Source organism: Arsenicibacter rosenii (genome assembly GCF_001870735.1).
Lineage (GTDB): Bacteria > Bacteroidota > Bacteroidia > Cytophagales > Spirosomataceae > Arsenicibacter > Arsenicibacter rosenii.
This window is the reverse complement of sequence record NZ_MORL01000013.1, coordinates 105731-120280: the sequence shown is the minus strand read 5'-3', so window position 1 is coordinate 120280 and position 14550 is coordinate 105731. Positions and strand designations below refer to the sequence as shown.

The window sequence follows — 14550 nt, the reverse complement described above, 5'->3', positions numbered from 1 at the left end:
TGCTATATACCAAAAGCTGTTTTTCTCTGAAAAACAGCTTTTTTTGTATCCGTACATTCTCTAATTTTCACGTATTACATCAACCTTGCGGGTTGGTACCCTTACGCCTTAAAACCACTTCTTCTTCAGATGTCAAATCACCGCTTCAAAGCCCTTGAAATTGCCCAGAACCGTCGTGCTGTCCCCGTTGCGCCACCGGCCGAACGCGTCAGCGACTTTTTTGGCATTTATACCTTTAACAAAGAAACCATGCGGGCGCTGCTGTCGCCCGAAGCCTATATCCGGATCACCGAAGCCATTGACACAGGCGGTAAAATCGACCGCGAAATTGCCGACGAGGTGGCTAATGCCATGAAAGCGTGGGCCACCAGTAAAGGCGCTACGCACTACACGCACTGGTTTCAGCCGCTGACGGGCGAAACCGCCGAAAAACATGACGCATTCTTCGATATTACGGTAGAAGGCAAAGCCATTGAAAAGTTTAAAGGCAGTGCGCTGGTGCAGCAGGAACCGGACGCTTCTTCGTTTCCCAACGGCGGCTTGCGCAATACGTTTGAAGCCCGGGGCTATACCGGCTGGGACCCGTCGTCGCCGGCGTTTCTAATGGACAACGGGGCAGGCGGGAAAACGCTTTGCATTCCGTCGGTATTTATTTCCTACACCGGCGAGGCCCTGGATTATAAAACACCGCTGCTGAAAGCACTGAATGCCCTGGATAAGGCGGCAACCGGCGTCGGGCAGTTTTTCGACCGGAATATTTCCAAGGTTACCGCCACGCTGGGCCCCGAACAGGAATACTTTCTGGTCGACAAGGCGTTGTTCTATGCCCGTCCTGACCTGGTGATGGCTGGCCGGACGGTGTTCGGGCACTCGCCGGCGCGGGGGCAGCAGCTGGAAGATCACTATTTCGGCTCAATTCCGCCAAGGGTCAATGCCTTTATGGTTGATTTTGAATTTGAAGCCATGAAACTGGGTATTCCGGTGCGGACCCGTCACAATGAGGTGGCACCCGGGCAGTTTGAAGTCGCACCGACGTTTGAGGAAGTGAACCTGTCGATTGATCATAACGCGCTCCTGATGGACCTGATGGAAAAGGTGGCCGAGCGGCACGATTTTAAGGTCCTTTTTCACGAAAAACCGTTTGCCGGTATCAACGGGAGTGGTAAACACAACAACTGGTCGATGAGTACCAATACCGGCGTTAACCTGCTGGGACCGAGTTCGAAGCCTAAAGAAACGTTGCGGTTTATCACCTATCTGGTAAACGTGATCAAGGCCGTACACGACAATGCCGACCTGCTGCGGGCATCAATCGCATCGGCGGGGAACGAACACCGGCTGGGAGCCAACGAAGCCCCCCCGGCCATTGTGTCGATCTTTCTGGGAGAAACCCTGACCAAGGCACTCGAAGATCTGGAAACGAAAAGCGAGATTTCGCTCCAGAAAGGCGATAATGTCTATTATAAACTGGGCATCAACCGGATCCCTTCGTTGCTGCGTGACAACACCGACCGCAACCGGACATCGCCGTTTGCGTTTACCGGCAACAAATTTGAATTCCGCGCGGCCGGTAGTTCGGCCAACTCTTCGTCGACGATGATTGTGCTGAACACCATTGTGGCCGATCAGCTGAACAAATTCCGCGTCGATCTGAGCGCCCGCCTCGACAACGGCGAAAAGAAAGAGCTGGCCATTGTTGATATTCTGAAACAGTATTATGCTGACTCCAAGCGGATTCTGTTTGAAGGCAACGGCTATTCTGACGAATGGGTTGCTGAAGCGGCGCGCCGTGGTTTGTCAAACATTGCGTCAACGCCGGATGCCCTGGCCGTTTACCTGAAGCCGGAATCCTTAATGTTGTTTGAGCGCATGGGTGTCATGAACCACTCGGAAGTAGAGTCGCGCTACGAGATTGAGCTGGAAAAATACATCAAAAAGGTGCAGATTGAGTCGCGGGTAATGGGCGATCTGGCGATGAACCATGTGATTTCAACGGCCCTGAAATACCAGAATAATCTCGCGCAGACAGCCAAGGCCTTACTCGACATCGGGCTGGAGGAAGAGGCGGCCCCGATAAAGGAACTGATCCGCGAGATCTCGAAATATGTATCGGCCATTAAGACCCATGCGGAGGCCATGATTGAGGCGCGCAAGGAGGCCAATAACCTGGCCGACACAACCGAACGGGCAAAAATGTATGCCACCAAAGTAAAGGATTTCTTTGACGTGATCCGCTACGACGTCGACAAGCTCGAACTGATCATCGATGATGAAGACTGGCCGCTGGTAAAATACCGTGAACTGCTTTTTGTAAAATAACATGGCTACGCTGTCTAAACGCGGATTTATTAAAACGATGCTGGGAACCACCTGGGCAACGGCCGGTTTGTCGCTTGATGATGCCATCGCCGGGGTGAGTCGCATAGATGCCGGTACGCTGGCTGCCGATGAAGCCTTCTGGCAGCAGATCCGGCTGGCCTATCCGGTCACAAAAGACTTTATCCAGCTCGAAAACGGGTATTATTCGCTGGCAGCACAGGAGGTGCTGGATAGCTATCAGGAGCATATCCGCCGGATCAACGCGGTATCGTCGTATTACATGCGGACGCGGCAGTTTGACGATAAGCTGGTTTCCCGGAAGCAGCTGGCGGAGCTGTTAGGGGCATCGGCCGACGAAGTGATTATTACACGCAACACCACCGAATCGCTGGATACGGTCATTGCCGGATTGACCTGGAATGCAGGGGATGAGGCCATTATGGCTAGTCAGGATTACGGGGCGATGCTGGATATGTTTACGCTACAGGCCCGCCGGTACGGCATTGTCAATAAGGTGATTACGGTACCTAATCATCCGGCTTCGGACGAAGAGATTGTGTCGGTCTACGAAAAAGCCATTACGCCCAAAACGCGGCTGCTGATGGTTTGCCACCTGATCAACATTACCGGCCAGGTGATGCCCGTCCGGAAAATTACGGAAATGGCGCACCGGCATGGGGTAGAGGTGATGGTCGACGGAGCCCATGCCTTTGCGCACCTGAACTTTAAAATCGGTGATTTGGGGGGCTGCGATTATTACGGGGCCAGTCTGCATAAATGGCTGGGCGCGCCTCTCGGGGCCGGACTGCTATATGTCCGGAAAGATAAGATCGCACCCTTGTGGCAACTGTTCGGCGACATGGGATATGCCGACGATGATATCCGCAAACTAAACCATACGGGCACACATCCGGTGGCGACCGATCTGGCGATTCAGGATGCCATCCGGTTTCATCAGAAAATCGGCAGTGAGCGCAAGGAAGCGCGGTTGCGGTATCTGCAACGGTACTGGACAGATCAGGTCCGGAATCATCCGAAACTGGTGGTGAATACTCCGGCCGATCCTCACCGCTCGTGCGCCATTGCCAATGTTGGGGTAAAAGGGATAGCACCGGCCGATCTGGCAAAAACGCTGATGAGCAAATACACTATTTTCACGGTTGCCATCGACAATCCGACAGCCGGGGTGCAAGGGGTTCGCGTAACGCCCCACCTCTACACCACCACGCAGGAACTTGATGCATTTGTAAAGGCATTACGCGAAATTGCCGGTTAGAACCGGTAGGTTTTACCGATAATTGTCACATTGCTGTTCCGCCCCTGCTCAGGAATTACATGAGCGGGTGGCGGACTTTTTATGAGCGATGCCGGCAACCCGATAGAATGGTCGTATAGCCGGAGGGTAACCGGTTTTTTCGGTATGAGGTTGAGAGCCAGTGGTATTGACTTGTCAGTTGGCAGTCCGACAATGTACAGGTGAAGCCATTTTCCGTCGGCGCCACCCGACCAGTCTTTTTGAATTGTGGCCCCGCGTATGTTCGCGGATAGCAAGTCGCTTTCAGCTGGTACCTGTAAAACGACTTCCATATGTGCTGCCCCCCTGACAGAGGTAAGCTGCAAGGTCAGCGTGCGTACGGATTGGCGGGTTATATCTGACAAGACCGTTGCCGTGGGCGGAGCATCGGTAATCGCCGGTGCGGCATTCAACAGATAGGCCGTCTGCGGATTCGGGTAAAAACCGGAAAGTGTACCCATGTGGGGCTGTGTGAAAAAGGTACGGTTCCAGTCATTGGTTTGGGGAAAAATACTCGCCCACACTGCCTTGTTCGTATCGGTATTCAGGATGTAAAACTGGTGACTGTGCAGCGGCTGTTTGTCGGTTGGCTGCTCGCTGTACACCGCAAAACCGGTAATGCTCAGTCCTGACACCAAAAAAAAGAGGGGCAGTGCCGGTACGCGGCTCCATTGCAGGCTGCGGTCAATAATGATCAGCAGCGGAAAGCAGAGCCCGAGCAGCAGCGTCAGCACAAACATGGAGGCCGAAGGCAACTGTAGGGCAAACGTGACAAACAGGAGATGAACCATCGGCATCAGCATCAGGATGGCGGGGGAGAGGCAGACCAGAAAAATACCGGCATAGGCCATTCCCTGCGATGACCGGTGCCGGTTGGTGAGTAAGACAATGAGCGTGCCCGACAGCGCAAACAGGAGCGGAATCAGGAAAATAAAGCTGGCCGACGGCACAAACCAGGTCAGGGTTGCGGCCAACAGCAGAAAAATCAGGTCGACGCCGATAACCAGTGAAAACGGCCGTACCCACCGGATAGCCAACCGGCTCAGGAACAGAGCTAAGGCAATAGCAATACCGGCGTAACCCACAAAAAAGACCCCCGACTGATAAACGCCGTTGAAAAAATGAGTATAGGGTAATAGCTTTGCTATGAGCCAGTTAAAGCCAGCAAAAAAAGCGCCGGTCAGCAGCGGCATCAGCAGAAACAAAAACAGACTGCCAACACTTTGGCCAATGCTGAATAACTGCTTTTTGTGCCCCGATAGTATAACCAGACAAAGCAGTACCGTGACAATCGCCAGCAGCGCGCCGGATACCCACATCGGATATTGAATCAGCCAGCTGCCCGCCGGATTAAAAAACACCTTATCCGGGGCTTTGGTATCGGTAAGCGGAATGGTGCCGAAATGCTTTGCCAGCGCGAGTGTATTGCTGCCGTGGTGTTGCAGACTGCGCAGGTCAAGGGCTTCCGGGGTGTCGGTCAGCTTGTGGTAATTGACAAACCCATCGATAAAGGCGGAGTTGACGCCCGGGTAACCGGCTTCCCGGAAAACAGAAAAATCGGTGTCGTTCGGGAGGGCGCGGTATACTTCATACATCAGCGAACTCGCAAACGGAACCGGGGCTGCTTTGGCAAACTCGCGGACTACCCAGCCGTTTTGCGGACTGATTTCAAACGTCATGCCCGGTCCGCTGTTGCCACGGGCTTCCAGATTAATCACAAATCCGACCTCTTTGGCCCACGGATGCAGCATAAAGCCCTGCGCGCCCAGCAAGCCATATTCTTCACCATCGGTCAGCAGCACGATAATGTCGTTTTGCAGGACCGGTGATTGCCGTAATGCCCTGACCGTTTCAAGGATAGCGGCGACACCGGCACCGTCGTCGGCCGCACCGGGGGTATTGGGCTGTGAATCATAGTGAGCCATCAGCAGAACCGCCTTACCAGACCCCTTGCCTTTCAGACGGCCGACGATGTTGTAGACATGCCCTATCAGCGTACCGCGCGAAACGGTCGTATCCTGTACCATCGGCGATAAGCCCAGGGTCTGAAGCTGTCCGATCAGGTAGGTTCGCACCCGTGCATGTTCGGGCGTACCCATGGCATGGGGTTGCCGCGCAAACCGGCGGATGTGTTGCATGGCCCGTTCGGCCGAAAAGCCGGTGTCGGGGGCGGAGGCAGGCACCACGTCGGGCGGGCGTACCAGCCAGATGCTCAGGCACGACAGGGCCAGCAGCAGAAACAGGGTGATGGCTGCAAGGATAGGGTTTCGTCGGGTCATGGGGTCAGGAAAAGAAAGGCCACCGGTGCCAGTATGGCTTCACCGGTGGCCGTCGGCTTTATTTGCTGACTTCCCGGAAGTCAAGCTGCTGAATAAGCGCCGGATTTTCGGGAGTCAGGGTAAAAAACACATCAATATTGGCCTGTTCACCTTCGATCAGGAAGCGGCCCCGTAGCTGATTTTCGGGAATCATCTCACCGACGCGGATAATCTTTCCGGCCTTGGCATACAGCTCTTTAACGGCCTGGCGGCGATGCGCAACGGATTTGTCAGGGAAGAAATTTTCGGCAAAAAGGCCGCTTTTTTCTGCGTTGGTCCAGTCGGGCAGGAGGTTCATTAATTCGTTTTTGCGTTGCGCCAGTATCGGTGAAACCGGCAGCTGACGTGGCTTCAGATCTGCCAGCCGGATCAGCGTGTCGAGTACCGCCCAGTTGGCATTACCCATACTGGCATAGGTCAGGTTTCCGCAGGCAACGACACCGATGCCGTAGTCGGGCATGATCCACCACTGACTGCCGAAACCCGGTAAGCCGCCGGTATGGCCGACATACACCCGGCCGTCGCAGTCGCGGCTCCAGCGCAGACCGTAGGCGTAGCTGCTGGTCATGGCGCACGTCCGGCCACCAGGGTACTTAAATTGCGGATTCAGGAAATTGAATGTCCAGGGCTGCTGCATTTCCCGTACCGAACTGCGTTTGACCGGTCCGGCATCGGCATCGCTGCGGGGAGGCCATGCCGCCTGATGGTAGGCCATGTACTTACTGAAGTCTTCGACCGACGTGATCAGCCCGCCCATTGCGCCGTATGACCCATCGTGGAGCAGGGCCTCTTCTTTCCATTGATTATCTTCCCGGCGATAGCCGTGCGCCAGCTGTTCAGCCGGTACCTTCGTGTATTCCCAGACCGTGTGTGTCATGCCCAGCGGCTTCAGGATATTGTCGGTGATGTAGTTCTGGTATTGTTTACCGGAAACCCTGGTAATGATGGCCCCCAGCATGGCAAAACCCAGGTTGCTGTATTCGTAGCTGACACCGGGCACATTCGAATTCGACAGGTCACCTTTGATAAGCTTGATGAGATCAGCGTCTGAGTCGTCGAGCTGGCGGTCGCCCCATGGGTTGTCTTCCGGAAAACCGGCCGTATGCGTCATCAGGTGGCGGATGGTGATCAGCGGGGAGTCGGCGGTGAGGTAGGTCATTTTCGCCATATCCGGAATGTATTGCTGCACCGGGTCGTCGAGCCGTAGTTTGCCTTCATCGCGGAGTTTGAGGATCGCCATATTGGTGACGCTTTTGCTCATGGAAGCGATCCGGAACAGCGAAGCAGGCGTTGCCGCCAGTTTCTTGCTGACATCGGTAAAACCAGCCCCGCCCGCATGCACCAGTTTCCCGTCGACAACCAATCCGAAGACAATGCCGGGGAAATGGTTCTTTTCGGCGTATTCGCGGTAGAGTTTGTCGATAACCGGAATGGCCGCCTCGATTTTCTTATGCCGGTCAGGGTCCGTAAAGGCGGGTGGCTGATACGTTTTTGTGACATGATCCGGTTTATTCGGTACAGGTTGTCCAACCGCAACAGTGGCCAGCAGGCAGGCCAGCGGAAGTAGTTTTTTCATGAAGCAGGCGAGAAGTGAATGGAATCAGTATAGACAGCAACTTAGTAAGAAGTTACCGCTTCCGCAAGGAAAGTCCTTTGTTTCGGAGATAGTATTCAGGACGCAGAAGCGCGGTGGCTTATTATTTGTAGCTAAGTAGTTGACAATTTAACCTTTTCGTTTACTTTAGACGTTTAAATAAACGTATGATGTAATCGACAATCTTATCTGCACGGAAGAGAATGAACCACCGGCTACTTTGTCGCATTTTTTGGCTTTGCATGCAGATAGTTACGGGTTGTCTGGTGCACGGAGGCGCTTCTGCGTCTACACCACTGAAAAATCCGGTTGCCGAAAACGGGCTGCTGGATGCCCGCAACGTTGACTTTGCCCGTCAGCAGGTTCGTCTTTCGGGTACCTGGCTGTGGCAGTGGGGCGTGTTACAGCACACGCTGACCGATCCGGAGGCGGTTCCGTTCCCGGCCACCTGGCAGCAATGTCGCTGGAAAGGAAAACCTGTTTCCAGTCAGGGAGTAGCTACCTATCAGCTGACTATTCTGCTGCCCGGGAACCATCCTGAGCTAGGACTCAGACTACCGGATATCTATACGTCTTATGTGTTGCTGGCCAACGGGCAGGAGGTCGCCCGGAACGGGCAGCCAGGCCTGACCGCTGCCACTACGACACCCTACTGGATGACACAGGTTTGCCGGCTGCCCGTCGATACCGATTCGGTAGTGCTGGTTCTGCAGGTGGCCAATTTTCACCACATCAAAGGCGGCCCTTACGATCAGATTGTCCTTGGCAATCAGGATGAACTGCTTTTTGACTGGCATCGGAATCTGGCACTTGATTTTCTGCTGACGGGATGCCTGTTTATGGGCGGGTTGTTTTTTCTGGGCCTGTATCTGCTGGGCAGACATGAGCGTTCCATCCTGTTTTTTGCCTTGTTCTGCGTCATTTACAGCTACCGGATCATGGGCACGAACCAGTATGCCTTTCATACGCTTTTCCCCGATCTGAGCTGGAGTGTCACCCTGCATCTGGAATACCTGTCGCTTTACCTTGGCATTGGCTTTTTTGTGCTGTACACCTGGGAGCTGTATGCCGGAGATATTAACCGGCAACTGAAAAACGTCATGATCGGCATCTGTTTTAGTTTTGCCTTGCTTACAGTACTGCTGCCGTCCTTACTCATTACCCAACTGATGGAATGGTTTCTGTACATGATGTTCGGTTTTATCCTGTACGGCACCCGGGTATATATTCAGGCGGCAAGGCACCGGCGGCCGGGAGCCGGCTATGCGCTGATGAGTACGGGGGTACTGCTGGTCATTTTTCTATTCGTACTACTCAATCATTTCGGGATTTTTATACCGCAGAAGTGGGTGCTTTTCGTGGGGTATCTGCTGTTCTTTTTTCTGCAGTCGCTCATTCTGTCCTACCGGTTTGCCTATCGCTTGCAGTATGCCAAACGGCAGGCAGAGGAAGGGTTGCGGGTTAAGAGCGAGTTTCTGAGTACGATGAGCCACGAAATCCGGACCCCGCTTAATGCGGTTGTCGGAATGACCCACCTGCTGATTCAGAACAACCCGCGCGAAGATCAGCTGCCGCAGCTGGAGGCCATGCAGTTTTCGACGAATAACCTGCTCGAAATCGTCAACGACATTCTGGATTTTAACAAAATTGAAGCCGGTAAGGTAACGTTTGAGTCGATCCCGACCGATATAGCCAAAATTGTCCGGCAAATTCAGGCCGGTTACCGGATCAACGCGGAGAAAAAAGGCATTGATTTGCGGATTAACCTTGACCCGGGCATTCCGGCAAGGGTGCTGGCCGACCCGACCCGTACGACGCAGGTACTGATGAATCTGGTGCAGAACGGCATCAAGTTTACCGAAACCGGCTGGGTTGATATTCGGGTAAAAGTGGCAAAGGACGAAGGCGACGTGGTCGAACTGATGTTTTCGGTGAAAGATACCGGTATCGGTGTGGCCCCCGACAAGCAGAAACTGATTTTTAATGACTTCACCCAGGCCGATTCGTCGATGTCGAGGAACTACGGCGGTACCGGGCTTGGTTTAAGTATTTGCAAGCGTATCCTTGATTTACAGGGCGTTGACCTGAAATTGGCCAGTGAGCCCGGCAAAGGGGCCATGTTTTATTTTACTCAATCGTTTATGAAGTCTGCCGAAGAACCAACCCCTGCAGAGCAGCCAAAGCCGGTTCAGAAGAATGAGAAACCCCTGGAACGTATTTCCGTGCTTCTGGTGGAAGATAACCCGATGAATGTGTTTCTGGCAGAAAGTATTCTGACCCGGCTCGGGGCCACGGCCGAAGTAGCCGAAAACGGGCAGGTTGCGCTGGATAAACTGGATACAACCCGTCATCATATTGTGCTGATGGATTTGCAGATGCCGGTGATGGATGGCTACGAAGCCACCCGGCAGATCCGGGCCCGTGGCGAAACCATACCGGTTATTGCCCTGACGGCCAGTTTACCGGAAGAAGTAGAAGAAAAAATCAGGACTACCGGCCTGAATGATATCCTGGTAAAACCGTTTTACCCCGATGATCTGCTGCAGGTAGTCCTGAAGTATGTAAAGCCGCATTAAGGCTCAAAAAAGCAGATACTGCCGCCAACCCAATCTTTGTTTTTGTTGAAGTTTACGCCGATCATCTCGCCGCGGCTCAGGCGTGCCAGGTTAGTGACCAGTTTGGGACGCGGCTCGTCCTTGTGCCAGATAAAGAGCATCCGGATTTCGCACTTCACCAGCCCGTCCGGCGACTGAATCACGGGTTCGTACTGCACTTTCCGCTGTAACAGAAAGTTATGCCGCTCATAGGGCGGAATGGCATCAAGGTCTTCTTCCGAAATATGCAGCTGCACGCCGCTGCCGGCGAAGGAGAACAGAGGCTTCAGCACGTAATTTTCCAGATCGGCCGGGTAGGCTTCCAGATCGCTCAGGAAATGACTTTTGGGCACAAACGGACTGTCGAACAACGGGAGTGTATATTTACTGATCCGGAAAAACCAGTTCGGATGGCACACCCATTCAACATCAACATCATCGGTGGGGCTGAATTCCGTATCAAGGTTAACGAAACGCTGTAAGTCATCGAAAATCAGCCGGTTATAGATTCGTTTGATCGGAATCAGCCGGCCGTCTTTTTCGTAAGACAGTGTCCGGCCCTCTTTTTTGATGTTGGTCAGACAGACCGGCTCAACGCCCAGAAAGCGACGGGTCAGTTCAAAGTCAATCCGGGTTTTCTGTTGCTCCGGATAAATTTCCAGCAGAATCACATGCGCCGGATCGTGTTCTCCGACAATCAGTTTGCGCAATTCATCAACATAAGCATCCCGGTCGGCAACATTGAACAGGGAGGTATACGATTCCGGAATCGGGAAGTGATGGCGGAACTGACCCGGAATATAGGCCTGAAAACCAAACAAAGACGGAAATCCTTGTAACTCAATCAACTGAGGTTCCAGCTCGCCGGTCGATTCGTTCCGGCAAACCGCAAAGTCAATCGCCAGAAAGCCCGCGTGATCGTCTTCGTTCGGGACATAATCATTGCGCGGAATCGCCTTTTCGGTTAACTCCTTAAAGTTGTCGGCGGCGATGACATCAATAATATGATCACAGGCCGAGATCAGTTTCTCTTTCAGTTCTTTCGGTACGAAGACGGGCGTTTCGGCAATCCGGAAGTCCAGCATTCCAGGCAAATCCTCGTTTATAGCCTGTAGTAAGTCCTGGTATCGTTCTTTACTAAATGCTTCATTATAGATCTGACGGACTGTTGAAATCATAATTGCTTGGTTTAGCTTTCAACCGAAGAGGCTGAAAATGGGTTAGTTATGCATTTGTGGCGTCAACGGGGCAAAGGCGCGAATCGCTTGCCGCAGAAACGAAGGAATGATTACGGCTTCCGTCAGCCGGATCTTGTCGGGATCCTGGAGTGAGTCTACCATTTCATTATACTTGGCTTCGCCATGGTTGGCAACAATCTGATTCCGTTTCTCGTCGGTCAGAAAATACCGGAGCATCCCGGCACTATCGGCCTCGGGGTGAAACTGGGTACCGAAGATTTCGTTTGAGAACCGGACCGCCATAATGGCCCGTTCCAGGTTGACATGGGGCCGGATTTTTTCGAGGGCGAGTACTTTCATACCCAGTTCTTCGATCCGGTTCCAGTTCGGACTCGTCAGCTGGAAATCCCGTGAATCGACGGCAAACAGCGGATCGGGAAGTGCCTTGAAATAAGGCTCCGAATGCCCGTCGTCGGTGCGGTGAATCGGGAAAATACCGAACGAGGTTGACCGCCGCTTGCTGATCATCCCGATCCGGAAATGGCGGGCAACGAGCTGAAACGAGTGGCAAATCAGAAAAACGTATTTTTTCTGCCGGTTCTGCCGGTTATACTCAAACAGCCTGTCAATCAATGAGAAATAATGCCGTTCCCAGGCATCGGATGACGGCAGCGGACTGCCTGGCCCTCCTGTAGATACATAAATATCGTAATCGAGGCCGGGGAGTTCGTTGTTGGCCCGGACATTAAACACATCAACGGTCAGGTCGATCTGCTCTTCTTCTTTGGTTTTCTGAATAAGCTGATGGATACAACGCATCCCTTCATTAGGATGGTTGTCATACATATCCAGAATCGCTAATCTTATCTGTTTCATAATCTGCAATGCAGAACGGAATAACACCACGCGGCGAACCGCTCCGTTCTACAGGTTTAACTACCGTACTCCGTGAGAAGTTTCCTCGACAATGTAATCCACAACGCGCTTCAGGTCACCGGTTTGCTGGAAAACGGCTAACTGACGATCGGCACCGGTACCCATTTCCAGAATTTTGAGTACATATTCGCACTCGGCGCGGCTGCCTAGTTCATCGAGCACATCGTCGATAAAATCGAGCAGTTCGTGGATGAGGTGATGGGTCGGAACTTCTTCCTGCTTACCGAAATCAATCAGTTTTCCTTCGATGCCATACCGGGCGGCCCGCCATTTGTTTTCGTTAATCAGAATACGCCGGTAAGGCCGGAAATTCAGGTTTTGCCGGTGCAGCTTGTAGATTTTTGCTACAAGGGCCTGCATGATAGCCGCCAGACAGATGGTTTCATCAACCCGCATCGGGCAGTCGCAAATCCGGAATTCGATGGTGTTGAAGAACGGATGGAGCCGGATGTCCCACCAGATTTTCTTGCCGTTGTCGATACAGTTTGTTTTTACCAGCAGGTTAATGTATTCGTCGTATTCGGCGGCCGACGAGAAAAAGTCCGGAATCCCGGTACGCGGGAACTTGTCAAACACTTTGGACCGGTACGATTTAAAACCCGTATTGCGGCCGCGCCAGAACGGCGAATTGGTCGAGAGTGCATAAATGTGGGGCAGAAAATACCGTACCGCATTCATAATCTGTATGCCCTCGTTACGGCTCTCGATGCCTACGTGTACGTGCAGGCCAAAGATCAGGTTCGAACGGGCCACATCCCGCATTTCGTCAATCAGGCGGTCGTAGCGTTCATTGGGTGTAATCAGCTGATCCTGCCAGTCGGAAAACGGGTGGGTGCCGGCCGAGGCAATGCGCAGATTCTGTTTGTCGGCCAGTTCCATGATATTGCGGCGCAGGTACGTAACCTCATCACGGGCCTCGTGAATATTGTTACAGATTTCTGTGCCAACCTCCACCACTGCCTGGTGCATCTCGGCTTTTACCCGTTCCTGTAACACAATCTTTCCACCTTCCACAATTTTGGACATGTGCGACCGGAGCTCCCTGGTATCCGGGTCAATGGTCTGAAACTCTTCTTCGATTCCGAGGGTAAAAACGGGCATAGTAATTCAGATGTAGAGGTAAATAATATCGGGTGCCGGTAGATCTACCGGCACCCGGACAGACTTATTTCTTTTTCGTACGCTTCGGTTTAGCGGCGGCTTCAGGCTCAGTGGCGGCCGGTTCGGTGGCTGCTGCCGGTGGCGTCATACCAAGGCCCTGCGTCGAATGACGGACAAAGGATCCCCAGGTCAGATTCATCTGGCCGGGTTTATAGCTCTTTGCTTTTTCGATAGCGAAGTTGGCTGCCGCTTCAACCACCCAGTCAAAGTTTTCCTGTCCGACCGAATACAGATCGGCGTCGGGAGCCGGGTTGCAGAAGTCAATGGCAATCGGAATTCCATCGCGCACGGCAAACTCAAAGGTATTGAAGTCGTAGCCAAGGCCGTTATTCAGCGCCAGCACATATTCCCTGATCGTAGCCAGCAGTTTTTCGAGGGCCGGGCCTTTGGTCTGTGGTTCTGCCGCATAACGCAGGTGGTGCGGGTTGCGGGGTTCATACGGCATGATCCGGACCTCTTTCCCGCCAATGCAGTAGCAGCGGAAATAGTCTTCGAACTCAATCGCTTCCTGATACAGCATGACCAGCTGACCGGTTTCGTCGTACGCCTGATAGAACTCCTGCGGGTTGTGAACCTTATAAACGCTCTTCCAGCCACCACCGGCGTGTGGTTTCATGAAAGCCGGAAAGCCGATGTAGTTAAAAATACCGTCCCAATCCATCATGCGCAGGTTCCGGAAAGAATTGGCATTGGTATCGTCCGGCCGCTCTTTGGACGGCAGCAGAAAAGTTTTCGGTACGGGTACACCCAGCTGCACCGCCAGACAGTTGTTAAAGAACTTTTCGTCGGCACTCCACCAGAACGGGTTATTGATAACGGCCGTACCGGTCAGGGCCGCATTTTTCAGGAAAGCCCGGTAGAACGGTACATCCTGCGAAATCCGGTCGATAATGACAGCATAGTCGGTGGCAACGCCTTGTTCGACCTGGTCAATACTGACGAATTCGGCTTTAAATTCACTTTGTTTTTCGTTTACGCGGTCAATAAATGCCTGCGGAAACGTATTTTCCTGTCCGAATAAGATACCTATTTTTGCCATCGAGCTGAAAGTCAGTTAATTGTGAGTAATGTTTGTTCTGTTGGTAAAACTATTGGTAAACAAACTGTTGAGTCGTTCGAACGTTCAGAGCCGGCAGATGTCTGCCGGAAATTGCCG

The 14550-nt window shown here is 52.9% G+C and carries 9 protein-coding genes; 3 read left to right on the top strand and 6 right to left on the bottom strand.

Going from position 1 to position 14550, the window contains the following annotated elements:
* Nucleotides 1-129: 129 nt before the first annotated feature.
* On the top strand, nt 130-2319 hold the full coding sequence (locus BLX24_RS20545; protein WP_071505074.1) for a glutamine synthetase III family protein: 2190 nt from the start codon (nt 130-132) through the stop codon (nt 2317-2319).
* A gap of 10 nt (nt 2320-2329) precedes the next feature.
* Complete coding sequence (locus BLX24_RS20540) at nt 2330-3595, top strand: aminotransferase class V-fold PLP-dependent enzyme (protein ID WP_374755013.1); 1266 nt, start codon at nt 2330-2332, stop codon at nt 3593-3595.
* Here BLX24_RS20540 and BLX24_RS20535 read toward each other — a convergent pair.
* Both BLX24_RS20535 and BLX24_RS20530 read right to left on the bottom strand, forming a co-directional pair.
* Nucleotides 3592-5892: a M20/M25/M40 family metallo-hydrolase gene (locus BLX24_RS20535; protein WP_071505072.1), complete on the bottom strand. Its 2301-nt coding sequence runs from the start codon at nt 5890-5892 to the stop codon at nt 3592-3594. The genes BLX24_RS20540 and BLX24_RS20535 overlap by 4 nt on opposite strands.
* A gap of 58 nt (nt 5893-5950) precedes the next feature.
* Nucleotides 5951-7507: a serine hydrolase domain-containing protein gene (locus BLX24_RS20530; RefSeq protein WP_071505071.1), complete on the bottom strand. Its 1557-nt coding sequence runs from the start codon at nt 7505-7507 to the stop codon at nt 5951-5953.
* Between the two features lie 260 nt (nt 7508-7767).
* On the opposite strand from BLX24_RS20530, the gene BLX24_RS20525 reads away from it, so the two are divergent.
* Entirely contained in the window at nt 7768-10101 is a 2334-nt protein-coding gene (locus BLX24_RS20525) for a response regulator (RefSeq protein WP_071505070.1), read from the top strand.
* On the opposite strand, the gene BLX24_RS20520 is transcribed toward BLX24_RS20525, so the two are convergent.
* From BLX24_RS20520 to BLX24_RS20505, 4 genes are all read right to left on the bottom strand, one after another.
* Complete coding sequence (locus BLX24_RS20520; RefSeq protein WP_071505069.1) at nt 10098-11297, bottom strand: ATP-grasp domain-containing protein; 1200 nt, start codon at nt 11295-11297, stop codon at nt 10098-10100. The genes BLX24_RS20525 and BLX24_RS20520 overlap by 4 nt on opposite strands.
* A 42-nt stretch (nt 11298-11339) precedes the next feature.
* Nucleotides 11340-12173 carry a type 1 glutamine amidotransferase gene (locus BLX24_RS20515; RefSeq protein ID WP_071505068.1) on the bottom strand — a complete coding sequence of 278 codons (834 nt, stop codon included), beginning with the start codon at nt 12171-12173 and terminating at the stop codon, nt 11340-11342.
* Between the two features lie 60 nt (nt 12174-12233).
* Complete coding sequence (locus tag BLX24_RS20510; RefSeq protein ID WP_071505067.1) at nt 12234-13334, bottom strand: carboxylate-amine ligase; 1101 nt, start codon at nt 13332-13334, stop codon at nt 12234-12236.
* A 64-nt stretch (nt 13335-13398) separates the two neighbouring features.
* A complete protein-coding gene (locus BLX24_RS20505) occupies nt 13399-14433 on the bottom strand; it encodes an ATP-grasp domain-containing protein (RefSeq protein ID WP_071505066.1) in 1035 nt (344 codons plus the stop codon).
* Nucleotides 14434-14550 lie beyond the last annotated feature (117 nt).